The organism is Arthrobacter sp. TS-15 (genome assembly GCF_006964045.1).
Taxonomy (GTDB): Bacteria; Actinomycetota; Actinomycetes; order Actinomycetales; family Micrococcaceae; genus Arthrobacter.
The window spans coordinates 49191-73199 of the sequence record NZ_SDXQ01000043.1 but is presented as its reverse complement, the minus strand read 5'-3'; the positions used below and the strand labels follow the sequence as shown (position 1 = coordinate 73199).

The 24009-nt window shown below is 61.7% G+C and carries 23 protein-coding genes; 19 read left to right on the top strand and 4 right to left on the bottom strand.

What is annotated here, in order from left to right; genetic code table 11:
- The first annotated feature begins 9 nt into the window (after nucleotides 1–9).
- Both dapB and EU811_RS17775 read left to right on the top strand, forming a co-directional pair.
- Complete coding sequence (gene dapB, locus EU811_RS17780) at nucleotides 10–768, top strand: 4-hydroxy-tetrahydrodipicolinate reductase (RefSeq protein WP_142939641.1); 759 nt, start codon at nucleotides 10–12, stop codon at nucleotides 766–768.
- A gap of 4 nt (nucleotides 769–772) precedes the next feature.
- A complete protein-coding gene (locus tag EU811_RS17775) occupies nucleotides 773–1261 on the top strand; it encodes a hypothetical protein (RefSeq protein ID WP_014921283.1) in 489 nt (162 codons plus the stop codon).
- On the opposite strand, the gene EU811_RS17770 is transcribed toward EU811_RS17775, so the two are convergent.
- Nucleotides 1237–2472, bottom strand: coding sequence for a heparan-alpha-glucosaminide N-acetyltransferase domain-containing protein (locus tag EU811_RS17770; RefSeq protein WP_142939640.1), 1236 nt, complete (start codon nucleotides 2470–2472; stop codon nucleotides 1237–1239). The two genes, EU811_RS17775 and EU811_RS17770, sit on opposite strands and share 25 nt — an antisense overlap.
- Nucleotides 2473–2522: 50 nt before the next feature.
- Between EU811_RS17770 and EU811_RS17765 the strand changes: the two genes are divergently transcribed.
- The 8 genes from EU811_RS17765 (at nucleotide 2523) to EU811_RS17730 (ending at nucleotide 11440) form a co-directional block, all read left to right on the top strand.
- On the top strand, nucleotides 2523–3506 hold the full coding sequence (locus EU811_RS17765; RefSeq protein WP_142939639.1) for a GDSL-type esterase/lipase family protein: 984 nt from the start codon (nucleotides 2523–2525) through the stop codon (nucleotides 3504–3506).
- 112 nt (nucleotides 3507–3618) lie between these two features.
- Entirely contained in the window at nucleotides 3619–3954 is a 336-nt protein-coding gene (locus EU811_RS17760; RefSeq protein WP_142939638.1) for a hypothetical protein, read from the top strand.
- 202 nt (nucleotides 3955–4156) lie between these two features.
- A complete protein-coding gene (gene dapA, locus EU811_RS17755; protein ID WP_142939637.1) occupies nucleotides 4157–5089 on the top strand; it encodes a 4-hydroxy-tetrahydrodipicolinate synthase in 933 nt (310 codons plus the stop codon).
- Between the two features lie 6 nt (nucleotides 5090–5095).
- Nucleotides 5096–6787 (top strand): ribonuclease J, encoded by a 1692-nt coding sequence (locus tag EU811_RS17750; RefSeq protein ID WP_142939636.1) that lies wholly within the window; start codon nucleotides 5096–5098, stop codon nucleotides 6785–6787.
- 74 nt (nucleotides 6788–6861) lie between these two features.
- Nucleotides 6862–9732 carry a DNA translocase FtsK gene (locus tag EU811_RS17745; RefSeq protein WP_142939635.1) on the top strand — a complete coding sequence of 957 codons (2871 nt, stop codon included), beginning with the start codon at nucleotides 6862–6864 and terminating at the stop codon, nucleotides 9730–9732.
- A 24-nt stretch (nucleotides 9733–9756) separates the two neighbouring features.
- Nucleotides 9757–10359 (top strand): CDP-diacylglycerol--glycerol-3-phosphate 3-phosphatidyltransferase, encoded by a 603-nt coding sequence (pgsA, locus tag EU811_RS17740; protein ID WP_142939634.1) that lies wholly within the window; start codon nucleotides 9757–9759, stop codon nucleotides 10357–10359.
- Nucleotides 10356–10868 (top strand): CinA family protein, encoded by a 513-nt coding sequence (locus EU811_RS17735; RefSeq protein WP_142939633.1) that lies wholly within the window; start codon nucleotides 10356–10358, stop codon nucleotides 10866–10868. Before pgsA ends, EU811_RS17735 begins: the two co-directional genes overlap by 4 nt.
- A 137-nt stretch (nucleotides 10869–11005) precedes the next feature.
- Entirely contained in the window at nucleotides 11006–11440 is a 435-nt protein-coding gene (locus tag EU811_RS17730; protein ID WP_024820363.1) for a helix-turn-helix domain-containing protein, read from the top strand.
- Between the two features lie 91 nt (nucleotides 11441–11531).
- Here EU811_RS17730 and EU811_RS17725 read toward each other — a convergent pair whose 3' ends face one another.
- Entirely contained in the window at nucleotides 11532–12071 is a 540-nt protein-coding gene (locus EU811_RS17725) for a MarR family winged helix-turn-helix transcriptional regulator (protein WP_374206969.1), read from the bottom strand.
- Nucleotides 12072–12112: 41 nt separating this feature from the next.
- On the opposite strand from EU811_RS17725, the gene EU811_RS17720 reads away from it, so the two are divergent.
- From EU811_RS17720 to dapF, 6 genes are all read left to right on the top strand, one after another.
- The gene (locus EU811_RS17720; protein WP_142939632.1) at nucleotides 12113–12337 is read left to right on the top strand and encodes a DUF3046 domain-containing protein; all 225 of its coding nucleotides are present in this window, start codon (nucleotides 12113–12115) and stop codon (nucleotides 12335–12337) included.
- Between the two features lie 257 nt (nucleotides 12338–12594).
- Entirely contained in the window at nucleotides 12595–13638 is a 1044-nt protein-coding gene (gene recA, locus EU811_RS17715) for a recombinase RecA (RefSeq protein WP_142939631.1), read from the top strand.
- Nucleotides 13628–14170 (top strand): regulatory protein RecX, encoded by a 543-nt coding sequence (locus tag EU811_RS17710; protein ID WP_142939630.1) that lies wholly within the window; start codon nucleotides 13628–13630, stop codon nucleotides 14168–14170. The genes recA and EU811_RS17710 overlap by 11 nt, the downstream gene beginning before the upstream one ends.
- Complete coding sequence (gene miaB / locus EU811_RS17705; RefSeq protein WP_142939629.1) at nucleotides 14170–15753, top strand: tRNA (N6-isopentenyl adenosine(37)-C2)-methylthiotransferase MiaB; 1584 nt, start codon at nucleotides 14170–14172, stop codon at nucleotides 15751–15753. Before EU811_RS17710 ends, miaB begins: the two co-directional genes overlap by 1 nt.
- An 18-nt stretch (nucleotides 15754–15771) precedes the next feature.
- Entirely contained in the window at nucleotides 15772–16698 is a 927-nt protein-coding gene (gene miaA / locus EU811_RS17700; RefSeq protein ID WP_142939628.1) for a tRNA (adenosine(37)-N6)-dimethylallyltransferase MiaA, read from the top strand.
- Between the two features lie 47 nt (nucleotides 16699–16745).
- Nucleotides 16746–17714: a diaminopimelate epimerase gene (dapF, locus tag EU811_RS17695; protein ID WP_142939627.1), complete on the top strand. Its 969-nt coding sequence runs from the start codon at nucleotides 16746–16748 to the stop codon at nucleotides 17712–17714.
- On the opposite strand, the gene EU811_RS17690 is transcribed toward dapF, so the two are convergent.
- Nucleotides 17695–18309: a class I SAM-dependent methyltransferase gene (locus EU811_RS17690; protein ID WP_142939626.1), complete on the bottom strand. Its 615-nt coding sequence runs from the start codon at nucleotides 18307–18309 to the stop codon at nucleotides 17695–17697. The genes dapF and EU811_RS17690 overlap by 20 nt on opposite strands.
- 512 nt (nucleotides 18310–18821) lie before the next feature.
- Between EU811_RS17690 and hflX the strand changes: the two genes are divergently transcribed.
- Together hflX and EU811_RS17680 are read left to right on the top strand one after the other, a co-directional pair.
- Nucleotides 18822–20384, top strand: a complete 1563-nt coding sequence (hflX, locus tag EU811_RS17685) for a GTPase HflX (protein WP_142939625.1) — start codon at nucleotides 18822–18824, stop codon at nucleotides 20382–20384.
- Nucleotides 20377–22437, top strand: a complete 2061-nt coding sequence (locus EU811_RS17680) for an ATP-dependent DNA helicase (protein ID WP_142939624.1) — start codon at nucleotides 20377–20379, stop codon at nucleotides 22435–22437. The genes hflX and EU811_RS17680 overlap by 8 nt, the downstream gene beginning before the upstream one ends.
- Before the next feature lie 64 nt (nucleotides 22438–22501).
- On the opposite strand, the gene lexA is transcribed toward EU811_RS17680, so the two are convergent.
- Nucleotides 22502–23245 carry a transcriptional repressor LexA gene (lexA, locus tag EU811_RS17675; protein WP_142939623.1) on the bottom strand — a complete coding sequence of 248 codons (744 nt, stop codon included), beginning with the start codon at nucleotides 23243–23245 and terminating at the stop codon, nucleotides 22502–22504.
- 348 nt (nucleotides 23246–23593) lie between these two features.
- Here lexA and EU811_RS17670 point away from each other — a divergent pair, with 348 nt between their 5' ends.
- Nucleotides 23594–23953: a LysM peptidoglycan-binding domain-containing protein gene (locus EU811_RS17670; protein ID WP_024820374.1), complete on the top strand. Its 360-nt coding sequence runs from the start codon at nucleotides 23594–23596 to the stop codon at nucleotides 23951–23953.
- The last annotated feature ends 56 nt before the right edge of the window (nucleotides 23954–24009 follow it).

The following is a 24009-nucleotide window of genomic DNA, read 5'->3' as shown; positions in this document are numbered from 1 at the left end:
GTTAACGGCATGACCGAACAACTTGCTGTTGCAGTGCTGGGTGCCCACGGGCGTATGGGAATGGAAGCCGTCAAGGCTGTTGAGGCAGCCGGAGACATGAAGCTGGTGGCCGCTTTGGGCCGCGGCGATTCCTTGGAGAAACTGCTCGACGCCGGTGCACAGTATGTTGTTGACCTCACCGTTCCGGACACCACGGAGGCCAACGTCCGGTTCGCCGTAGAGCACGGCATCCACGCAGTTGTGGGTACCACCGGCTGGGACGCCCACCGGCTCGATTCCTTGCGAAGCCTCTTGGAGCAAAAGCCGGACACCGGTGTTCTGATCGCCCCGAACTTCGCCCTGGGATCTGTGCTCGCCACCGCTTTCGCGGCCAAGGCTTCGCAATACTTCGAGTCCGTGGAAATTATCGAACTGCACCACCCCAACAAGGTTGATGCTCCCTCCGGCACCGCTGTGCGCACAGCGCAGCTGATAGCTGAAGCGCGCCAGGAAGCCGGCGTCGCGGCGAGCCCTGACGCCACGGAAACATCACTGGACGGTGCAAGAGGCTGCGACGTGGACGGGGTTCGAGTCCACAGCGTGCGCCTGCGCGGTTTGGTTGCTCACCAGGAAGTGCTTTTTGGTGGTCCCGGTGAGCAGCTGACGTTGCGCCACGACTCCTTCGACCGAGCCTCCTTCATGCCCGGAGTCCTTCTGGGGCTTCGTAAAGTTGCAGCCAACCCCGGCCTTACCGTGGGCTTGGATGGCTACCTGGACTTGGGTCTCTAAAGCCATGGGTAATTTCTGGACGTCCCTGAAGAAGAACCGCACCAAAATCTGGGTAGGTGCCATCACCTTACTGTTGGTCCTATACCTGGTGGTTTCGGTGCAACGCTCCTTCCTGTTGCTCGGTGACCCCAATCTGGTTGCCAAGGGAATCGGGGCCGCTTACTTGGTCCTGCCGGTTGTTGGCGCGTGGGCACTCATCCGCGAGCTGCTTTTCGGTGCACGCACCGAGCAGATGGCCAAGGTCCTGGAAGCCGAGGGCGGTTTGCCCGTTGATGACCTTCCGCGCACCCCGGGCGGGCGCATTGTCCGAGCGGCCGCTGACGCAGAGTTTGAGAAGTACCGCGCCGAAGCAGAAGCCGCACCCGAGGACTGGCGGTCCTGGTTCCGATTGAGCTGCGCGTACGATGCCTCCGGGGACCGCAAACGTGCCCGCGCGTCCATGCGCGATGCCGTGAAACTCTTCCGCTCTCAGCCCACTGCCGCAGGCCGGTGACTGCCAAGGCGTGATGCGGTGTGGGCTACCCATTCCAATGGTCCGCGGTGCTGCAGCACCGCGAAACAAACGCCAATCGCAACGGCAGTGAGGGCTTGGGCCCAGTACATCCCTTCGTCCGTCCACCCCGAAGGCAAAGGCTGGTTGGTGAAGGCGGACACCACCCAGACGTGGGCAGAGTAGAGGCTCAGGGTCATGGCACCCGGCCCGCTCAGCAGGACCAGGAAATTGATCCTGATCCGCTCAGCCAACGTGCCAAGCAGCAGGAACAACCCCACTACGGCCGCAGCAACGCCGCCGCTGTGCAGCAGGTCCAAGGTGGTCCCGGCATGCGGGGCTGCCGTTGCCAGCCACCACCAGGAGCCGGTCTGTTCCAAGCCGGTAACGTTCACCTGAAGCATGCTTTCCAAGGGATAGCCCCTGGTGACAGGGAGGGCTGACAAGGCAGTGCGGCCACCCCATGCCTCCATGGCCAGGATCCCGACGACTTTCGCCACGCCGGCCACCGCGATCCCGCACATCACCAGCAGCAATTGGATCCTCGCGGTGGTCAGCGCCAAACGGCCTATCACCAGTCCGATCAACAAGTAGGAGATCCACTGGAACACAGGGTAATAGCCGGTGAAAAAGAGGTCGGCGAGGAGGCGTGCAGGAGTCCCGAAATCCTCCCAATTGGGGTTATGGCCCAACGTCAGGGGAGGTGCGGCGTCCAGCAGCAGCGGCCGGACCAGAAACGCAAGCAGCGGAGAGAAAAAGACCCAGCCGAGGGCCCAGAAGCAAAGTGCCTTGAGTCGGAGGCCCAGAAACGGCAGGATGCACAGGAAAAGGACGGCGTAGTGAACCAGGATCACTGCGACGTTGACGTCAAGGCCTCCCAACATCAGGCCGACGACGGCAATCACCAAGGCGCGCATGGCAACTCCTCGCCGGGCAGCCCACAATTCCGTGCCGCTGCGGGGCTCCTGTTTGCCCGTACTGAGCGCCAGCCCGATGCCGGCGAGGACTGCGAACAGCGCCGCCGACCTGCCTGAGAACACCAATCCCACAAAGGTCGGTTCCCACTGCGGGGACGGTCCGAACGTGGGCATCAAGTGCGTGGCCATCATTCCCAGCAAAGCCGCGCCTCTTGCGGCATCGATTCCCGAGAGCCGAGAGGAGACCGTGCGTTTGCCGGGGGCATTTCGCGGAGGCGCCGTCTCTTGCGAAGTCATTCAGCGATCGTCTCATAATCAACCGCGCGCTGGCGGTAGAGTTCCATGCCATGGAATCTGTGAACGCCCAGTGGGCCGGAGCTTTCGAGGTCGTTCACGAATCAGATGGATGGCAGCAGTTCAGACGCCTTGATTCGGCGCTGTTCATGCCCCCAGCCACGAATGGGCTGGAGGAGCGTGCCAGGATGTGCGCCGGAATCCACGCGACGTGGACGGCAACGTCGGGGCATGTGGTGATTGAAGCCGAAGGTCCGGAGGACGGATCTCCCTTCGACGTCCTGGTAAATGGAGTTCTCCGGCATCGGGTCCCTGGGGGTGGACGTGTCAGTCATGACCTTGACCTTGATAATATGCCGCCTCACTCCAGAGTTCAGGTGTGGCTGCCGCACTATGGTTTCCTGAGGGTGCTGGAGGTTTCCCTGAAAGGTCAGGACGTGAAGGTTGCCGCGGAAACGGGTAGGAGGTGGATCGCCTACGGAAGTTCCATCACCCAATGCCGGACGGCAAATGGTCCCTCCGAGGCGTGGCCGGCGTTGGTGGCCAGGGAACTCGGCTGGCGATTGCAGTCCTTGGGCTTCGGGGGCGAATGTCAGCTGGACCCCGCGGTCGAGAGCACGATCTCGCAACTTCCGGCAGATATCATTTCCCTGTGCCTGGGCATCAACAGTTACAACGTCGCCGCCTTCTCGGGAAGGACGTTCGCAAGCCAGGTCCTGGGGTTTGTCAGCAATGTTCGTCGGGCACACCCTGGCGTGCCCATTGCGGTCATTTCTCCTGTGTTGTCGGTTCCCCGGGAAAATGTGCCCAACTCTGCAGGCTGGACGCTGGCTGACTACAGGAAAGCAGTAGCCGACGTCGTCCGGACGGTCCGAGAACGCGGGGATGCAAACGTTCACCTGCTCGACGGTGCCAGCGTCTTCGCGATGGAGGAAGCCGTTGCTTTGATGCCCGATACGTTGCATCCCAACAACGAGGGCTACCGGCTGATGGCTGAGCGGCTGGGGCCGCGCCTGGCCGCAGTAGCCACCGGCTGAGCCGCTTTGCTGGAGTGAGTGCTCATCAAACGCACGTCACCGTTGGGGTCTGTGGCCACAACTGTAAAACGAAGCTCTTGTGTTCGAATATATGTTCGAATAATATGGCTGCATGAACGATGCTCCCAAGCCGCCAGAAGGTATTCAAGGACCCATGAAAGCGATGAGCCCCGGGGTCGTCGATTTCCTGTTCAGGCAGCTCGTGGCCGGCGAGCCTCCGGAAGACACCCAGTGGCGGCGTGAAGGTACTATCCTGGCTGAGCAGCAACCGGGGGCCGAGCTCGCCCGACGCCTGTCCGAGACGGATTTGGCTTCACTGACGCCCCTGGAACTCTTCGAGTACGTTCGCGCCTCGCAGCGCCTGGTTGCTTGGGCGGAGCAACTTAAGGAGCGGGCCGTTGCTCGGTATTGCGCAGAAGAGCCAACGCGGGCGCCTAAGCCAGCATGACTGGAAGGTGCCACTCCCGGCGGCGCGGGAGTCGCACCTGCACGGAAGCTATCTTGCCGCGTTTGGAGCCCCCGCGCCTCGATCACTACAGGTAGCCGCGCACTACAGGTAGCCGCGGTTATTGAGGACCATCGCGGTTAATGGGGACCATTAGGCGGGATCCATTCTTCCAACAAGCCCGTCACAGGGTAACGTTTTTTATATGTCTGACTTGCGCGCTAACGTTCCCGCCCTTGGTACCCTGCTGACCGCCATGGTCACCCCGTTCACTGAGGACGGCAAGGTGGATTATGACCAAGCCGCGGCACTGGCGGAAAAGCTTGTTCAGGATGGTTGCGATGGACTCGTGGTCACCGGCACCACTGGAGAAACCTCAACCCTGACAGACGACGAGAATCTCGGCATGTTCCGGGCGGTCAAAGAGGCCGTTGGCGGCAAGGCTGCCATCATTGCCGGCACCGGCACTAACGACACCGCCCACTCGGTGCACCTCTCGCAGCGTGCGGCTGAACTGGGCGTTGATGGTCTCCTGATCGTCACCCCGTACTACAACAAGCCCAGCCAGGCGGGCGTTCGCGCACACTTTGAGACGATTGCCTCTGCCACTGACCTGCCTGTTATGCTCTACGACATTCCGGGCCGTTCCTCCATTGCGATCGCTCCGGAGACCATGATCGCGCTGGCGAAGCACCAGAACATTGTGGCCGTCAAGGACGCCAAGGCCGACTTCGCCGCCGCGACACGCGTCATGGCTGAGACGGACCTGCTCTTCTACTCCGGCGATGACGGATTGACGCTGCAGTGGATGGCCCTCGGAGCCGTCGGCCTGGTGGGCGTTACCACGCATGTAGCCACGCGCCGCTTCCGTGAGCTGATCGACGCCGTCAACGCCAACGACCTCGCCAAGGCCAGGGCCATTAATTTTGAACTGGAACCCGTCATACGTGCAACCATGACGCGGGTCCAAGGCGCAGTAGCCGCCAAACAGATTCTCAAGTGGCAGGGAGTCCTGCCCAACTCGGTTGTCCGTTTGCCCCTCGTGGAGCCGGACGTGGCCGAGATCGACATCATCCGCGGGGATTTGGCGGAAGCCGGAATGGACTTCGACGTCCAGGACGGTTCCGCCGGAAAGTAGCAAAACATGACCCAAACCGCCCTTCCCGGACTGGTTACTCCGCCCAAACTGCCCAAAGGCACGCTACGGATTGTCCCGCTCGGTGGACTGGGAGAGATTGGCCGCAACATGGCGGTCTTCGAAATCGATGGCAAACTGCTGATCGTTGATTGCGGTGTGCTCTTCCCCGAGGAGACCCAGCCGGGCGTCGACTTGATCCTGCCTGACTTCTCGTACATCGAAGACCGGCTGCAGGACGTGGTGGGCGTTGTGCTGACTCACGGCCACGAGGACCATATTGGCGCCGTTCCCTACCTCCTGCGCCTCAAAGCCGATATCCCGCTGATCGGATCCCAGCTGACTCTTGCGTTGGTGGAAGCCAAGCTTCAGGAACACCGGATCAAGCCGTACACGCTGACCGTCACTGAAGGGCAGGTGGAACAGTTCGGCCCGTTCGAGTGCGAGTTCGTTGCAGTCAACCACTCCATTCCGGACGCTTTGGCAGTCTTCATCCGCACCGAGGGCGGCACTGTGCTTCACACGGGCGATTTCAAGATGGATCAATTGCCGCTGGATGGCCGTATCACCGATCTTCGGCACTTCGCGCGCCTTGGTGAAGAGGGTGTGGACCTCTTTATGGCAGACTCCACCAACGCGGACGTGCCGGGCTTCACCACTGCCGAGAAGGAAATCGGCCCCACGCTGGACCGGCTGTTCGGCCAGGCCAAGAAGCGCATCATCGTGGCTTCGTTCTCGTCCCACGTTCACCGTGTCCAGCAAGTTCTGGATGCGGCCGCCAAACATGGCCGCAAGGTGGCCTTCGTTGGCCGTTCAATGGTCCGCAACATGGCTATCGCCGCCAAACTCGGGTACCTCGACGTCCCGCAAGGCATCCTGGTGGACATCAAGAACATCGACACCATGCCGGATGACCGCGTGGTCCTCATGTCCACAGGCTCGCAGGGTGAGCCGATGGCAGCGCTTTCCCGCATGGCCAACGGTGACCACCGTGTGATTGTTGGCAAGGGCGATACCGTCATCCTTGCCTCCAGCCTCATCCCGGGCAATGAGAACGCCGTATTCCGTATCATCAACGGCCTCCTGAAACTCGGCGCCGATGTGATCCACAAGGGCACAGCCAAGGTTCACGTATCCGGGCACGCTGCCGCTGGGGAACTGCTCTACTGCTACAACATCCTTGAGCCCCTCAATGCGATGCCCGTCCACGGTGAAACACGCCATTTGATTGCCAACGGCAATATTGCTGCCGAGTCCGGAGTTCCTTCGGACAGCATCATCCTGAGCGACAACGGCACGGTGATTGACCTCAAGGACCACATGGCGAACATCGTCGGCCAAGTAGAGGTCGGGTTCGTCTACGTGGACGGCTCCAGCGTGGGCGAAATCACCGACGCCGATCTCAAGGACCGACGAGTCCTGGGGGACGAGGGCTTCATTTCCATCATCACGGTCATCAGCCGCACTACTGGCAAGATCGTGTCCGGCCCTGAGATTCACGCCCGTGGGGTTGCCGAGGATGACTCAGTGTTCGACGAGATCATTCCCAAGATCAACGCCGCGCTCGAAGAAGCTGTGCTTAACCACGCAGATCACACCAACCATCAGTTGCAGCAGGTGGTCCGCAGGATCATCGGTACGTGGGTCAACCGGAAGCTTCGCCGCCGCCCCATGATTATCCCGGTAATCCTGGAAGCGTAGCCAGCCAGCAACATGAATGCCAAGGGGGCCTGAAATCCGCGGATTTCAGGCCCCCTTGGGGTAGCGTGGCACTTATGGCGACCCGTACTACCTCCACGCCACGAGGCAGCTCCAGCAGCAAACCCGGCGGCACAGGCCGGAGCACTGCCGCATCCAAAACCAGCGCAGCCGGCGCCAAAAGCGGGCGTGGCAGCACTGCCCGCACCAAGCAAGCGGCCGCCGTCGAGCCCCAAGCGCCGCTGCCCCTGCGCATGCTGTCAGGTTTCTGGCAGGGGATCGGCCACGTTGTCGGCGCCGGGGTTCGGCGAATCGGCTATGACGTCAGCGATCTCGACCCCGCAGACCGCAGGGACGGCGCGGCACTTTTCAATTTGGTGTTGGGCATCACCATCGCCACCTTTGCGTGGTGGGGTCTGACCGGCTGGCTTCCGGACATGGTCTACAGCGTCGTCAACGGCACCTTTGGATGGATGTCCCTCCTTCTGCCCTTGATGTTGTTCGTCTGTGCTTTCCGCCTCTTCCGCAAGCCCCAGGACGGACGCGGCAATAACCGTGTGGGCATCGGCTTCATGATCATGACGCTGGCAGGCTCCGGTTTGGCCCATGTCATTGGCGGCTTGCCCACTGTTGCAGACGGTTTCGACGGCTTGCGCAAAGCCGGCGGAATGCTGGGTTTCCTCGCAGCGGCTCCTTTGGCTGCAATCCATGTGGCTGTCCCGATTGTTCTCTTCGGATTGCTGGCGTTTGTCTCCCTGTTGATCGTCACAGCCACGCCGTTTGGTGCCATCCCATCCCGCATCCGGGGCGCCTACGAGCACCTCATGGGCGTCGACCTCATGGACGGCTCCGGTAAGGACGCCCATGACCGCAGCTACCTCTATGAAAATGAGACCGTCACCAAGCCCAAAAAGAAGAAGCGCATGCGCTTCTTCGGCAAGGACGAGGAAACTGACACCAGCTTGGAAGGCTACGTCGGGGACGAGGCGTTCGAGCACGCCATAGTGGACGACGACGAAGATCCGGAGACGTCTGCGCCGCGGGTTCCGCCGGGCGTGCGTCGTCCAACACAGGCGGAGATCGCCGTCGGGAAGATCAAGGCAGCCCAAGGCCTGGGCGGTGCCACGCCAGGTATCGACAACCCCACCGAGGCCATCCCGATACTTACGCCGGAGATGACCGCGCCTGTGGCTCCGGTTGCGCAGGTTCCCGCAAAGCCCGCAGGTGCGCCCCTCCCTCAGGCGCCCATCCCACAACGCACCGAGCAACTGTCCTTGGCCGGCGACGTCACCTACACCTTGCCGGCCTCGGACTACCTGACACCGGGCTCCATCCCGAAGGAACGCACGGAAGCCAACGACGCCGTCGTCGCCGCCCTGACGGATACCCTCACGCAGTTCAACGTGGAGGCTGCGGTGACCGGCTTCAGCCGTGGTCCCACGGTGACCCGCTATGAGATCGAGCTGTCACCTGGTACCAAGGTGGAGCGCGTCACCGCTTTGTCAAAGAACATTTCCTATGCCGTGGCGTCCAGCGACGTACGAATTTTGAGCCCTATCCCCGGCAAGTCAGCCATCGGCATCGAGATCCCCAACACGGACCGCGAAACGGTGTCCCTGGGCGACGTCCTGCGCAGCCAGAACGCCCGCCGCACGGACCACCCCATGGTGATGGGTGTGGGCAAGGACGTCGAGGGCGGCTACGTCGTGGCCAACCTCGCCAAGATGCCCCACCTGTTGGTGGCCGGTGCCACGGGCGCCGGTAAATCCAGTTTCGTCAACTCCATGATCACTTCCATCCTGATGCGTGCAACGCCGGATGAGGTCCGCATGGTCATGGTGGATCCCAAGCGCGTGGAACTCACGGCCTACGAAGGCGTCCCGCACCTGATCACGCCCATCATCACCAATCCCAAAAAAGCTGCCGAGGCACTGCAGTGGGTTGTTCGCGAGATGGACGCCCGCTACGACGACCTCGCCAACTACGGTTATAAGCACATTGACGACTTCAACAAGGCGGTCAGGGCAGGCAAAGTAGTGCCTCCTGTGGACTCCAAGCGCATCATCAAGCCTTACCCCTATCTGCTGGTGATCGTGGACGAGCTCGCCGACCTCATGATGGTGGCCCCACGCGACGTCGAAGACTCAATTGTCCGCATCACCCAACTGGCCCGTGCGGCCGGCATCCACTTGGTGCTCGCAACCCAGCGACCCTCCGTCGATGTCGTGACCGGCTTGATCAAAGCCAATGTGCCGTCCCGAATGGCCTTCGCGACGTCGTCCGTCACGGACTCCCGCGTGGTCCTGGACCAGCCGGGCGCCGAGAAGCTCATTGGCCAAGGTGACGCGCTGTTCCTGCCGATGGGTGCATCCAAGGCAATGCGTGTCCAGGGTGCCTGGGTGACGGAATCAGAGATTCATAAAGTGGTGGAACACGTCAAGGGGCAGCTGCAGGCTGTCTACCGCGACGACGTCGCCGCCGAGGCACCGAAGAAGCAGATCGACGACGACATCGGAGATGATCTCGAGGTCCTGCTTCAGGCAACGGAACTTGTGGTGACCACGCAGTTCGGTTCAACGTCCATGCTCCAGCGGAAGCTTCGTGTGGGCTTTGCCAAGGCCGGCCGCCTCATGGACCTCCTGGAATCCCGCGGGGTGGTGGGCCCTTCCGAGGGCTCCAAGGCGCGCGACGTCCTGGTAAAGCCTGACGACCTCGCTGCCGTTCTTGCCGCGATGAAGGGTCAGGAGTCACCCGCTGCGCCGGACGCCCACACAGCGGCACTGAGCGATAACGCGAACTCGAACATCGCCGTCGGCGGTTATGCCGAAGACCTTGTTCAAGCGGACCTGGACAACCGGACGCAGGCCATCGAATATTACGACGGCGCGGATGTCCCGAACGATGACGAGGAGGGCGGCGAGGACGCCTGGTCGCTCACTGGAAGATAGCCCTCAAGAGGGTAGCCTTGTGGGGTGACTAAAGCCGAGGGTGATAACGCGACTTCCAGCAGCTCCGATGTCTGGAACCTGCCCAACATCCTCACCATGCTCCGCATCGCCCTGGTTCCGTTCTTCGTATGGTTTCTTCTGGCCGACGACGGCGAGTACGGAATCTGGCGGTGGGCGGCCGTTGTGACCTTCGCTGTTGCCATCTATACGGACAAGCTCGACGGCGACATCGCCCGGGCGCGTGGCCTGATCACTAATTTCGGCAAGATCGCCGACCCCATAGCCGACAAGCTGCTGATCGGTTCGGCGCTGGTACTCCTGTCCATCCTGGGGGACTTGCCGTGGTGGGTGACCATCCTCATCCTTGTGCGGGAGTGGGGAATTACAGCCCTTCGCTTCGTTGTTATCCGATACGGCGTGATGCCGGCTTCCCGGGGCGGCAAGCTGAAAACAGTCGTTCAAACCGTGGCCATCTTCCTCTACATCCTTCCGCTGAAGGCGATCGCACCGTGGCTGGGTGACGTCGCCTTCTGGGTCATGATGGTGGCTCTCGCCATCACGCTGTGGACCGGAGCGGAATATGTGGTCCAAGCACTGAAGCTGCGGGCGGCCGGACGGCGCGCATGAGGCCCCCTGAAGGCGTATCCGCAGCCGCCCAGACCTCCACGGCTGCCGTTGCCATAGCAATCGGGAACAAACTCACCGTAGCTACGGCTGAGTCTCTGACAGCCGGAATGGTTGCCGCCACGCTGGCCAATACTCCGGGCGCGTCCGGGATGCTGCAAGGCGGGGTGGTTGCCTACCAAAACTCGGTGAAGGCCGGTGTCCTGGGTGTTTCGCAGGAACTGCTTGCAGCGGTGGGCTCCGTTGACGGGCAAGTGGCCGAAGCAATGGCCGATGGCGTCCGGCGGGTCTGCGGGGCCGACCTCGGAATTTCCACCACGGGTGTGGCGGGACCTGATCCGCACGATGGTAAAGCAGTAGGCACCGTGTTCATCGGCATTGCCGGAGAATCCGGTACCGAGTCGTTTGAATATAGTTTTTCGGGGGACAGGCATTCCATCAGGGAACAGGCCTGTGAGGCCGCGTTGGCGCGTCTGCTTGCTGCGCTGAGTGACGTTGGTTACCGTTCGTAAAGTAGTCGGGAACAAAAACTGATTGCCAATAGTTGTGTCATTGTGTCGCTTCGGAAGAGCCGGGGCGCCTAGGATGTAAAAACCAACCCGGTCCGCCAGCCAGCGAACCGGATGACTGAGGGAGCAAGGCGATACAGATGGTAAAGCAGCCCGTATCCGTGAACGGCGTTGTCCGCTGGAAGGATGTGGGCTTGGCTGATCAGACACAGAGCGAACAGAAGGAGCGCAAAATGGTTGTACTACGCCACGAGATCGGTGATGTACTGCGCGATGTCCGCCAGCGTCAGGGCCGCACCCTCCGCGAGGTTTCGCACAGCGCCCGCGTTTCACTCGGTTACTTGAGTGAAGTTGAACGCGGCCAAAAGGAGGCTTCTTCCGAGCTCCTGTCTTCTATCTGCACAGCCCTGGATGTTCCGTTGTCCCACATGCTTCGCGAAGTCAGCGATCGCGTGGCCGTCGCAGAAGGTGTCGCAGTTCCGGACACTGTTCCGCAGGAATTCTCACAGCGTTACGGACGCGATCTGGACCTCACGGACGACTTCCCGCAGGGAATGCTCTCCGGAGCCCGGTAAACGTTCCGTCAGAAACATGGAAAAGGTCCCCAGCCTCAGGCTGGGGACCTTTTTCGTTGAGAGCGCGGGATGTGCTTGAACGAGCGAACTGCTACGCGGCCCCGGTTTTGTCCTCGACGTCGAGTCCTGGTTCCTTTACATTGAGGGCGCCATCGCCATAAATGGCGTTGAGGCGGCCCATGTAGTCAGCCAATATCTGGACATCCTCCAACGGCCATTCGCCGAGTCGTTCACGGAATACCTGCCGCCGTGCATCCTGAACCTGGTGCATCTTCTCCTCGCCCTTGTCCGTCAGCCGGATGGATTGGGCCCTACCGTCCTGGGGATCGGCCTCCTTATAGACGAGCCCGATGCTCTCAAGGAACGCGATCTGACGGCTCACGGAAGGCTTGCCAACCCCAATGCAGGTAGCAAGGTCCGTGAGCCGGATGGGACCCTCCCTGCGGATGATGGTCAGGAGGCCGTAGGCGGCAGGCTCCATGTCCGGATGGACCTGGCGTGACAACTGGTGGGAGATCGAACGGGCGCGGCGCCAGAGCAGGCTCAGCTGGTGTTCCACCTGCTGGAGGGCGTCGTCCACGGAATCGCCTGGCACGGCCGGGCCGGGCGTGCTCTGGAGAGGATTGCTCATGGCAACCATTCTAGAGTCCAGCGACATGAGAGACTCTATCCGTGAGGGCTAGTGACTTTTGGCGATTGATGGACGACGAATTCGGGGCAGGCTACTCCCGGGTCTTGGCCGGTTCCCTGGTGCTCGCCGGTGTGGGTGGGCGGACCGCCGTCGAGGCCTTGGCCTCCGGATATCACCCTCGCGAGGTGTGGTTGGCGGTCTGCGAAGTTCAGGACGTTCCTCCCGAACGACGGCTTGGCAAGGACATCAAACCGGCTTCCACCTAAGCTCCGGCACGTGCCGGCAACCGCCTGGGTTGGGACACGCCGAGGCTTTGTTCGAATATCTGTTCGGATGGGGATATGCTCCTGTGAGAGGAAAATAGATCCCGAAGGACGCGTTCCAGAACATCCGGCAGACCCGGTTTATCCACATAGCCATTGCCGGCTGGTAAGAATGTCAGGGCACCGTAATAGCGTCTGACATGACAGGAAAGCGGCCTTTCAGGCCACTCCACAGCGAGAAAGCATCAGAGGTGTGAACCATGGCGGCAGCCCCGGATCGTGAGAAGGCGCTCGAAGCAGCGCTTGCCCAGATCGACAAGCAGTTCGGTAAAGGCTCTATCATGCGTCTGGGTGATGACACCCGGGCACCGATTGAGGTCATCCCCACCGGCTCCATTGCGTTGGATGTCGCCCTTGGCATTGGTGGCCTGCCCCGAGGCCGCGTCGTGGAAATCTACGGCCCGGAATCCTCGGGTAAGACCACCGTGGCACTTCACGCCGTAGCCAATGCACAGCGCGCAGGCGGCATCGCTGCCTTCATCGACGCCGAGCACGCCCTTGATCCGGACTACGCTGCCAAGTTGGGCGTGGACACGGATGCACTCCTGGTCTCACAGCCGGATACCGGCGAGCAAGCCCTCGAAATCATGGACATGCTGGTGGGGTCCGGCTCGCTGGACATCGTGGTCATCGACTCCGTGGCCGCCTTGGTACCTCGTGCTGAAATCGAAGGCGAAATGGGCGACTCCCACGTTGGCCTCCAGGCCAGGCTCATGAGCCAGGCGCTTCGTAAGATCACCGGTCGCTTGAGCCAGACCAAGACCACCGCCATCTTCATTAACCAGTTGCGTGAAAAGATCGGCGTGTTCTTTGGTTCCCCGGAGACCACAACGGGTGGTAAGGCTCTGAAGTTCTACGCGTCAGTTCGAATCGACGTTCGCCGCATCCAAACCCTGAAGGAGGGTGCGGACTCCGTCGGTAACCGCACCAAGGCAAAGATCGTCAAGAACAAGATGGCTCCGCCCTTCAAGATCGCCGAGTTCGACATCATCTACGGTCAGGGCATCTCCCGCGAAGGCGGCATCATTGACATGGGTGTGGAGCACGGCATCATCAAGAAGTCCGGCTCCTGGTTCACTTATGACGGCGATCAGCTGGGTCAGGGCATGGAGAACTCGCGTCGCTTCCTGCGCGACAATCCGGAACTCGCTCAGGAACTGGAGCGCCTGATCAAGGAAAAGCTCGGCGTTGGTATGGCCAAGGCTGAAGAGGAATCCCCGAAGCTGAAGGCCGTTGACGGCTAGGAGAGGGCCGGATCCGGATTCGTCCGTAGCGGCCGATCCTGAGCCTGACCCCGAATCCGTGGCGCGTGCCATCGTCCTGCGACAGCTGACGATGGCGCCGCGGAGCCGGCTGCAGTTGTCCCGGAAGCTTGCGGAGCGGAATGTTCCCGATGACGTGGCTGAGGCAGTCTTGGACCGCTTCGAAGAAGTTCAGCTGATCGATGATGCTGAGTTCGCCAGGATGTGGGTCCGTAGCCGCTCGCAAAGCAAAAAGCTTGCAAAGGGCGCCATCCGTCGCGAACTGGCAGACAAAGGCATAGAGCTTGATGCGGCCGAAGAAGCCTTATCCCAGCTCAGCGATCAAGATGAGGAATCGGCTGCTCGGGAGCTGGTCCAGCGCAAGCTACGGCCCAGCATGGATCTGACCGATCGGGCGGAGCGGGACAAGTACACGCGCCGGCTCGCGTCGATGCTGGCCCGCAAAGGCTACGCCCCCTCCATGGCATTCAGGATCGTCGGTGAGGTTCTGGCGGAAGCCGGTACCCTTGAGTAGTGAGTTTGACCATTCCCTCCCCATCAGCTGCCACCCCTCCCTCTGTTGATCCCCGGACTGCTGCAGAACCCCGGACTGCTGCAGAACCCCGGCCGGCTATAGAGCCCCGGACTTATCAGGTTCGGACTTTCGGCTGCCAAATGAACGTCCATGATTCAGAGCGCATGGCGGGACTTCTCGAAGAAGCCGGGTATGTGCCTGCTGAGGGCGACGTAGCGGACGTCGTGGTCTTCAACACATGTGCTGTCCGTGAGAATGCAGACAACAAACTCTATGGAAACCTCGGCCAGCTGCGGCAGGTCAAGGAGGCGAACCCGTCCATGCAGATTGCCGTTGGCGGCTGTCTGGCCCAGAAGGATCGCGAGACCATCGTCAAGAAGGCGCCGTGGGTTGACGCCGTGTTCGGGACACACAACGTGGGGGCGCTTCCGGCCCTGTTGAACCGCGCCCGGCACAACAATGAGGCGCAACTGGAGATCCTCGAATCCTTGGATGTGTTCCCGTCAACGCTCCCCACCAAGCGTGACTCCGTGTACGCGGGCTGGGTTTCCATCTCCGTGGGATGCAACAACACGTGCACGTTCTGCATTGTGCCTTCGCTTCGTGGCAAAGAGAAAGACCGGCGCCCCGGCGAAATTCTGGCAGAAATCCAGGCGCTGGTGGATGACGGTGCAGTTGAGGTCACTTTGCTCGGCCAGAACGTTAATTCCTACGGTGTGGAATTCGGTGACCGTCAGGCCTTCTCCAAACTCCTGCGTGCCTGCGGTGAGATTGAAGGGCTGGAACGCGTTCGTTTCACCAGCCCGCACCCCGCAGCTTTCACCGACGATGTCATTGATGCCATGGCTGAGACACCCAACGCCATGCCCCAGTTGCATATGCCGCTGCAATCCGGCTCGGACAAGGTGCTCAAGGACATGCGCCGTTCTTACCGTTCCAGCAAGTTCCTCGGAATCCTGGACAAAGTGCGCGAACGCATTCCCCACGCAGCCATCACCACGGACATCATTGTTGGTTTCCCCGGTGAAACCGAGGAAGATTTCCAAGCCACCCTGGATGTTGTGGAGAAGTCCCGGTTTGCCTCCGCCTTTACGTTCCAGTACTCAAAGCGGCCAGGGACGCCGGCTGCTGACCTCCCTGAGCAGCTTCCCAAAGCGGTGGTGCAGGAACGCTACGAACGCCTCACAGCGTTGCAGGACCGTATTGCCGCAGAGGAGAACGCCAAGCAGTTGGGTCGTCAGGTGGAGGTCCTGGTCACCGCGCAATCAGGACGCAAGGCAGGCGAAACACACCGCCTGTCCGGTCGATCCAAGGACCAAAGGCTGGTGCACTTCTCTGTACCGGCCGGTGCCGAGACCCCGCGCCCGGGCGACTTTGTCACAGTCACCATCACCGAGGCCGCTGCTTTCCACCTAGTGGCTGATCCGGCAAGTCCGGAGGATTACATCGTGCGCCGCTCCCGTGCAGGCGACGCCTGGGATCGTTCTCAGGCTGATTCCTGTGACGTTCCTGCCGCAGGAGCGGCGTCAGGCAAGGCAGGTGTGTCCTTGGGCATGCCGTCGCTGCCTGTTCGGCGCGCGTAGGGCGGACCAGAAGTTCGAATGTCGCTCTCCAGCCATGAACTTCCTCAGCCGGTCATTGCAGTTGTTGGTCCCACGGGTTCAGGGAAGTCGGACCTGGGCGTTAACTTGGCCCTGGCCTTGAACGGGGAAGTCATCAATGCCGACGCTTTGCAGTTTTACCGTGGCATGGATATCGGAACCGCCAAGATCACCATGGAGGAACGCAGGGGTGTGCCTCACCACTTGCTTGACACCATGGACGTCACAGAGGAAGCCAGCGTGGCGGACTTCCAAATCGAATGCCGCGCTGCCATCACTGACATTCACTCGCGGGGGAAGCGCGCCATCCTGGTGGGCGGTTCCGGCCTGTATGTACGCGCCGCCCTGGACGTCCTGGAATTCCCGGGCACGGATCCCGAGCTCCGCAGGCATCTGGAAGAGGAGTACGAAACGCAGGGGCTTGCGCCGTTGCGTGCCCGGCTTGAGGAAGTTGATCCCGTGTCGGCGGCCCGCCTTGGCGATGCCAGGCGAGTAATCCGTGCCTTGGAGGTGCACGGTCTCACTGGGCGCCCCTTTAGTTCATTCATGCCGCAGCGCGAGTACTTCCAGCCGGCTCTCCAGATCGGGCTGGAGGTTGATCGGGAGCAACTGCGGCATCGTCTGGCACTGAGGGTGCACCGGATGGTGGAGGGAGGCCTCCGGCAGGAAGTTGAACGGCTCGAGGCAATCGGCATGCGGAAAGGCAAGACGGCTTCGCGAGCTTTGGGTTATTCCCAATTCCTGAAGGTTCTGGACGGGGAGCTGAGCACGGATGCTGCCGCCGAAGAAACCATCGTGGCTACCCGGCAGTTTGCGCGGCGCCAGCTGACGTGGTTCAGGGGAGATCCACGCATCACGTGGCTCGACTGGCAGGACCAGGAGCTCGTGGAGAAGGCAGTCGAGGCAGTCCTGGCGGCCGGATATTAGGGCCACGCAATTTCTGGGCGAACGCGCGTGGCGGGTAGCCTAGGTCCATGGATGAAACCGCCGCAATTCCCGCCCGGCAGCCCGCAGATGCGGATGCTCCGGTGACACTTTCCAGCCTCACCGGTTTGACGTTTTCAAAGGGCCACGGAACAGGCAACGACTTTGTCCTGATTGCCGATCCTGGCGACGCGCATGAGATCACCGCCGAGCACGTGGCGCAGTTGTGCGACCGTCATGTGGGCATCGGCGGCGATGGCCTCATCCGAGCGGTGCCTTCCCGCTTTCTGCCCGAAGGCCGCGTCGCCCTGGAAGAGGATCCGGACGCTGAGTGGTTCATGGATTACCGCAACGGTGATGGGTCGCTCTCCGAAATGTGTGGCAATGGCGTGCGCGTCTTCGTTCATTTCCTGATCGCGGAGGGTTTGGTGGACCTGGGGCCCGGTCAGACCCTCACTATCGGCACCCGCGGCGGCGTAAAAAAAGTTGTACGCACGGTCAACGGCTATGCCGTGGATATGGGCCCGTGGGAGTTCATTTTCCCCGATGAAGCCACCAGCAAGGCCATGGATGCACTGGTCAGCGCCGAGGGCCTGGAAGTGCCAAGGCCCGGACTCTCCGTCAGCATGGGCAATCCCCACACGGTAGTTGCCCTTGCGGAACTTAGCGAGCTTTCAGCCACACAACTGTTCAAGGCGCCCGTGGTTGATCCCAAGCCCGCCAATGGAACCAACGTCGAGTTTGTGGTCCCCGCTGAGCCGTTGGTAGAAGACGGTATAGGGACCATCACCATGCGCGTTCACGAGCGTGGCGTGGGGGAGACACAGTCCTGCGGCACCGGCGCGTGTGCCGCCGCGGTCGCTATCCGTCACTGGGCGGGGGATACGGCCCCGAACGACTGGCACGTCAAGGTGCCGGGCGGCGTCGTGGGTGTGAAGTTCTTCCCCGGGGCAGGCGGCCGTGAGCATGTGGAACTCAGCGGCCCGGCCGTGATTGTGGCTACTGGGACGCTTTCCTGACCCGGATGATCCTGAACGTTTTGGACGTGCTTTCACGGGAGACCGTGTAAGAACTGTCCAGTTCGGCGGCGAGCCACCGCTGGAGGGAGTCCGAGCCCAGGTTCTTCTGCACAACCAACCAGGCGTTGCCTCCCGGCGCCAGCCGGGGCAGCCACGTCAGCAGCAGCGAGTGAAGCTCGTCCTTGCCGATGCGGATGGGCGGGTTGGACCAGATGGTGTCGAATTCGACGGCGGGATCCACCTCGTGCGGGAGGCTGGCGGTGACGTTGCCGAGGCCGAGCGCCGCGGCGTTCTCATTGGTCAAAGTGATGCAACGCTCGTTGACGTCAACGGCGTGCACGTGAGCATGTGGCGCCATCAGGCCCAACGTGAGCGCAATCGGACCCCAGCCGCAGCCAATGTCCAGAAGGTGACCCGTGGGTGACGGCGGTGGAACTTCGGAGAAAAGTACTGCAGTGCCTTTGTCCACGCCGTCGGGGCTGAAGATACCCGACGAGGTCTGCAGCCGGCGCGTGGCTCCAGCAAGTTCCACGGTTAGTGGCTTGCGCGTGAATGGTCCGGCCGGTTGGGCGGTGAAATAGTGTGCAGACTCCATAATTTGCCAGATTAGTTGGCTAATGGCGGCTTGGGAAACCGCATCAGTCCGTCGTTGGCTTGACAGCGGCTGCTAAAGTGAAACGCATGTTCTTGATCTTTGAGTAATCAGCCCACAACGCCAAGTCATCAGGCGTTCATGGTACCGCCCGCGACGCAGGCCCGGTTCGGCATTTTGCCCATGCCGGCCTTTCCGCCCGGCAGGTCCTTAAGGCTTTGTCCGTTTGCTCCTCATGTGGGGCCGGACACTCTGAAGATCCCCGCTCGTTTGTGCAGTGGACCGTGGTGTAACGCGGCCCTGTGTTGCAGCCGGCGGAACATCCTCACCTCGGCCCAGGGACCCTCCTGCGGATTCCATCACGCCACTTTTACAACAGCCGCCCTCCGCAAGAGGGGTGGCCGTTCAGGACACAGGAGGCCCTTTTGGCCGATGCCCGTCAGCCCAGCGCGAATAGCGCCCCATCGAGCAGCAAACAGCACTATTCTGGAATTGCCGAACAGTCTAAGGAGACCATGACCACCCAGAAGCACTCCGGATCCGATTCCGACGCCCAGGACATGAGTCCTGAACAAATCCAGGCCGTGATCGACCGGATTCTTTCCAAGGATGTACCTGCGCAGGCATCCGACGACAACGACGCCAACGGTGTGTTCGGCAAGGCGCAGGCGATTTCCACGCTGGACCAGGAACACAGTATTTATGACGGCGACCAGGAAGACCTGGCCGAACGCCGCGCCCTTCGGCGTACCGCGGGACTGTCCACCGAACTCGAGGACGTCACAGAGGTCGAATACCGGCAGCTGCGCCTGGAGCGCGTTGTCCTGGCCGGCCTGTGGACGGAGGGGACTCTTGCTGATGCGGAGAACTCCCTCCGTGAGCTCGCCGCCCTTGCCGAAACGGCTGGATCCGAGGTGCTGGACGGTATTGTTCAGCGCCGGCAGAAGCCGGACCCCGGGACCTTCCTCGGATCCGGCAAGGCCCAGGAACTCAAGGACATCGTCGCCGCCACCGGCGCAGACACCGTAGTAGTGGACACGGAGCTTGCCCCGTCACAGCGACGCGGCCTTGAGGACATCGTGAAGGTCAAGGTAGTCGACCGGACCACACTGATCCTGGACATCTTCGCCCAGCACGCCAAGAGCCGCGAAGGCAAGGCCCAGGTTGAGCTCGCACAGCTCGAATACCTGCTCCCGAGGCTTCGTGGTTGGGGTGACTCCATGTCCCGTCAGGCCGGTGGCCAGGTGGGTGGAGCAGGCGCCGGCATGGGCTCGCGCGGTCCTGGTGAAACCAAGATCGAACTCGATAGGCGGCGAATCCGCACCCGCATGGCCAAGTTGCGTCGCGAAATAGCCGCGATGAAGCCGGCGCGCGAGACTAAGCGCGCCAACCGCCGTCGTAATGCTGTTCCGTCCGTCGCCATCGCCGGGTACACGAACGCCGGCAAGTCGTCCCTCCTGAACCGCCTCACGGACGCCGGTGTCCTGGTGGAGAACGCCCTGTTCGCCACCTTGGATCCCACGGTCCGCAAGGCGCAAACTCCGGATGGCATCGGCTACACCCTGGCAGATACCGTTGGGTTCGTTCGTTCATTGCCCACCCAGCTGATTGAGGCTTTCCGGTCTACATTGGAGGAAGTGGCGGACGCAGACCTGATTCTCCATGTGGTGGATGCATCACACCCCGATCCTGAGGGCCAGATCGCTGCTGTAAGGACCGTTTTCACCGAAGTGGATGCCCGTAAGGTTCCTGAAATCATCGTCCTCAACAAGGTCGATGTCGCGGATCCTTTTGTGGTGGAGCGCCTCAAGCAGAAGGAACCCCGCCACGCAGTGGTGTCCACCCGTACGGGCCAGGGCATTGCCGAACTGTTGGAAGACATCAGCCGATCCATTCCCCGGCCGGGCGTGCGCCTTGAACTGCTCATTCCCTACGACCGCGGGGAAATGATCAACAAACTGCACAATTCCGACTCGGAAATCCTCAGCCTTGAGCACGAGGAGAACGGGACCCGCGTAGTGGTCATGGTGCGCGAAGGCCTGGCCGCCGAACTGGAGTCATTCGTCAGCAATGGTTGAGAAGGTGGCGGCGGACGCCGTCAAGTCGGTGGGGGAGAAAGCCACCCTCGAGTTGTTGGACCGGGCTGTTGCCGGCATGGGCGGACAAAGCCGTGCGGGTCAGCATGAAATGGCCAAGCATGTGACCCGGGCTATTGAAACCGGGGAGCATTTGCTGGTTCAAGCGGGAACGGGAACGGGCAAGTCTTTGGCTTACCTTATTCCGTTGATCGCTCACTCCATGGACAGCAACAAACCGACGCTGGTGTCCACCGCCACCCTGGCACTCCAGACCCAGATTGTCGGCCGTGATCTTCCCCGGCTGCTGGAGACCATCAACCCTGCCCTTGAGCGCCCCGTCAACGTGGCGTTGGTCAAGGGCAGGGCCAATTATGTGTGCCTGCAGAAGCTTGAAGGCGGGTTCCCCAGCGAGGAGCCCTCCGAAGGGCAGCTGTTCTCCCTGGGGGAGGACACCAGCGTCCCTCACTTTGCTGCCTCCATGGGTGGACCCCAATCGCAGCTGGGCAAGGAAGTGGTCCGCCTCAGGGAATGGGCGGAGAAGACCACTACCGGAGACCGCGACGAACTCATGCCCGGCGTCACCGACAGGGCGTGGCGGCAGGTTTCCGTCACGTCCATGGAGTGCCTGGGTGCCCAGAAGTGCCCCGTGGCAGAAGAGTGCTTCAGTGAGCTGGCCCGTTCAAGGGCTGGTGAGGCCGACGTCGTAGTCACCAACCATGCCATGTTGGCCGTCAGCGCCTTTGAAGGCCTGGCTGTCTTGCCCGAGTACGACGTCGTGGTGGTTGATGAGGCGCACGAGCTTCAGGACCGGGTAACCGGAGCCGTTTCAGGACAGTTATCCGTGGCCATGGTCCACGCGGCGGCATCAAGTGCCCGCAAGCATACGGCCATCACCGTGGACGCCCTCAACGCAGCTGCGGACAGCTTGGATATGGCCATAGCTGGCGTGCCCAACGGTCTGTTGCCCAACGGCCTCAACGACGAACAGCTGGATTGCCTTGACCAATTGCGGGACGCCACGCGCGCCGCGCTCTCGGACTCGAAGACGGATTCTTCAAACGCGGTCGACGGCGGACGGCAGCTTGCGCGCTCACGGCTCATGCTCATCCTGGAACTGTGCGAGCGGATGCTCGCCTCGAAGGAGAACCGCGAAGTGGTCTGGTTCTCGCGGAACAGCACGTTCGACCCCCAGCAGGGATATTCTCCGCCGGACGAGACAGCTCCTGCATTGATTAATATTGCCCCGCTCAGTGTGGCAGGGCGGCTTCGAGAGGGGCTCTTTGCCGGCCATACTGTGGTGCTGACCTCTGCGACCCTGGCCATCGGCTCGGCCTTCGAGCCCGCCGCGGGTGGTCTTGGCCTGATTGGAGACGGCGCGCCGAGCTGGACGGGCATTGATGTGGGATCGCCCTTCGACTATCCCAAACAGGGTGTTCTATACGTGGCAAAGCACCTGCCCAAACCGGGCCGCGGTACTTCGCCGGAGGCGCTGGACGAATTGGAAGACCTCATCCGGGCGTCCGGGGGCGGAGCGCTTTGCCTGTTCTCCTCGCGGCGTGCTGCCGAAGAAGCCGCCGATGCCATGCGGCTCCGGCTGGATGTGGACATTCTCTGTCAGGGAGAATCGACCATGGCGGCCCTGGTGAAGCAATTCGCGGACGAGCCAGATACGTGCCTCTTCGGAACCATGTCCCTGTGGCAGGGGGTAGACGTTCCGGGTGGCTCATGCCGACTGGTGGTTATTGACCGCATTCCCTTCCCACGTCCTGACGATCCCCTGATGACTGCCCGTTCCCGGGCGGTTGCCCAATCGGGCGGGAACGGTTTCATGGCCGTGTCAGCCACGCACGCTGCCATTCGGCTGGCGCAGGGCGCTGGCCGACTGATCCGCTCGACGGGAGACAAAGGGGTGGTCGCGGTACTCGACTCCAGGCTTTCGACCGAGCGCTACGGGGGCTTTCTACGTGCCGCCCTGCCGCCGTTCTGGGCCACCACGGACCGGTCGGTGGTTCGAGGCGTTCTGGAACGTCTGGGCTCGGCTAAAGCCCCGTAATGCACAGCTTCCCGTGAACACCTGCTGGTGTCCACGGGAAGCTGCGTTTAAAGGGCGTGAGCGCTTAAAGAGAGCGCAGTACCGAGACGACCTTGCCCATGATGGTGGCCTGATCTCCGAGGATGGGCTCGTACTGGGTGTTTTGGGGGAGCAGCCACGTGTGACCGTCCCGCTGCCGGAAAGTCTTCACGGTTGCTTCATCATCCAGCAGGGCGGCAACGATGTCGCCGTTGATGGCATCATTCTGTCGCCGGACCACCACCCAGTCGCCGTCACAGATAGCAGCATCGATCATGGAATCGCCGGCCACCTTCAGCATGAACAGTTCGCCATGCCCCACGAGTTGCCGTGGGAGTGCAAGCACGTCTTCCACCGTCTGGTCAGCCAGGATCGGTCCACCTGCCGCGATGCGCCCCACCAAGGGGACCATGGCGGTATCACTGGCGCTGGCTAGCTCGGTGACGGCCAGGCCACCGGCGCTGCGAAGGGTGGTCGGAGCGTCCACACCGGGGATGGGCCCGCCATCAAGGGTTAGGGGCATCAGCACTTCCATGGCGCGGGGACGCTTGGGGTCCCGGCGGAGGTAGCCGAGCTTCTCCAATTGGGACAACTGGTGCGTGACGCTGGACAAACTGGCCAGACCCACGGTGTCGCCGATTTCGCGCATGCTGGGAGGGTAGCCGTTGTCATTGACTGACCTCTGGATGGTCTCCAGGATCTTTTTCTGCCGGACGGTCAGGCTTTTGGGACTCTTTTGAGGCTGTTGGCTCCGCAGGGGTGCCCCTCCGCCTGTGGCTTTCGCTGCCATGTTCGCCAATGCCTTTCCATTCCGCCCTGATGAGGGCCAGGGGTGTCGGGTCTGCAAAAAATGTCAGACCCTCCTGTTCCACTGAAACAGTGCTGCTTCTTCACTCAAACGTAGGGCAGGCACAGGCGTTTATCAAACATTTGTTCTAGCGAGTCTCGACACCGTTCGTTGATAAGTGCTAAAAATGTCATAGCAAGGTTCGAATATGTGTTCTATAAACCTGATGCTGAAGCTGGATGTTCGAACAAAGCGTTCGAACATCCGGGGCAGGCCCAGGGGAACACAAAGAATTGGCAGCCAGGCACCGGGCATCCCGGAGCGTGGCAATAGCTCAGAAGGGCTCAGCTCATGTCCGCAGTCACTACGTTCGCTGATTTCCGTACTACCCAGGCACCCGCTCGCCTGCGCCTGACCCGAAGGGGACGGATCGTCTTCTTCGGCATCCCGGCCATGCTGTTGGTTGCAGCGTTGCTGAGTCTTGCCGGATTTATCAACTCCCCGGCCAAGGCAGCCGACTCGCAGTCCCAACTGCGTCCGCCTGTTGCCGTCACTGTTACAGTCCAGCCAGGTCAGTCCCTCTGGGGCATCGCCGGCGCTGCCGCTCCCGAGCGTGACCCCCGCGACGTCATCGCCGAGATCATCCAGCTCAACGACCTCCGGGGCGGCCGCATCCTGCCCGGCCAGCAGCTGTTCGTCCCTGCAAACTGATCCCTCGGCACCCGCAGAAATCAAGGGTCGGGCGTCACAGTTAGTCGGCAGTCCCG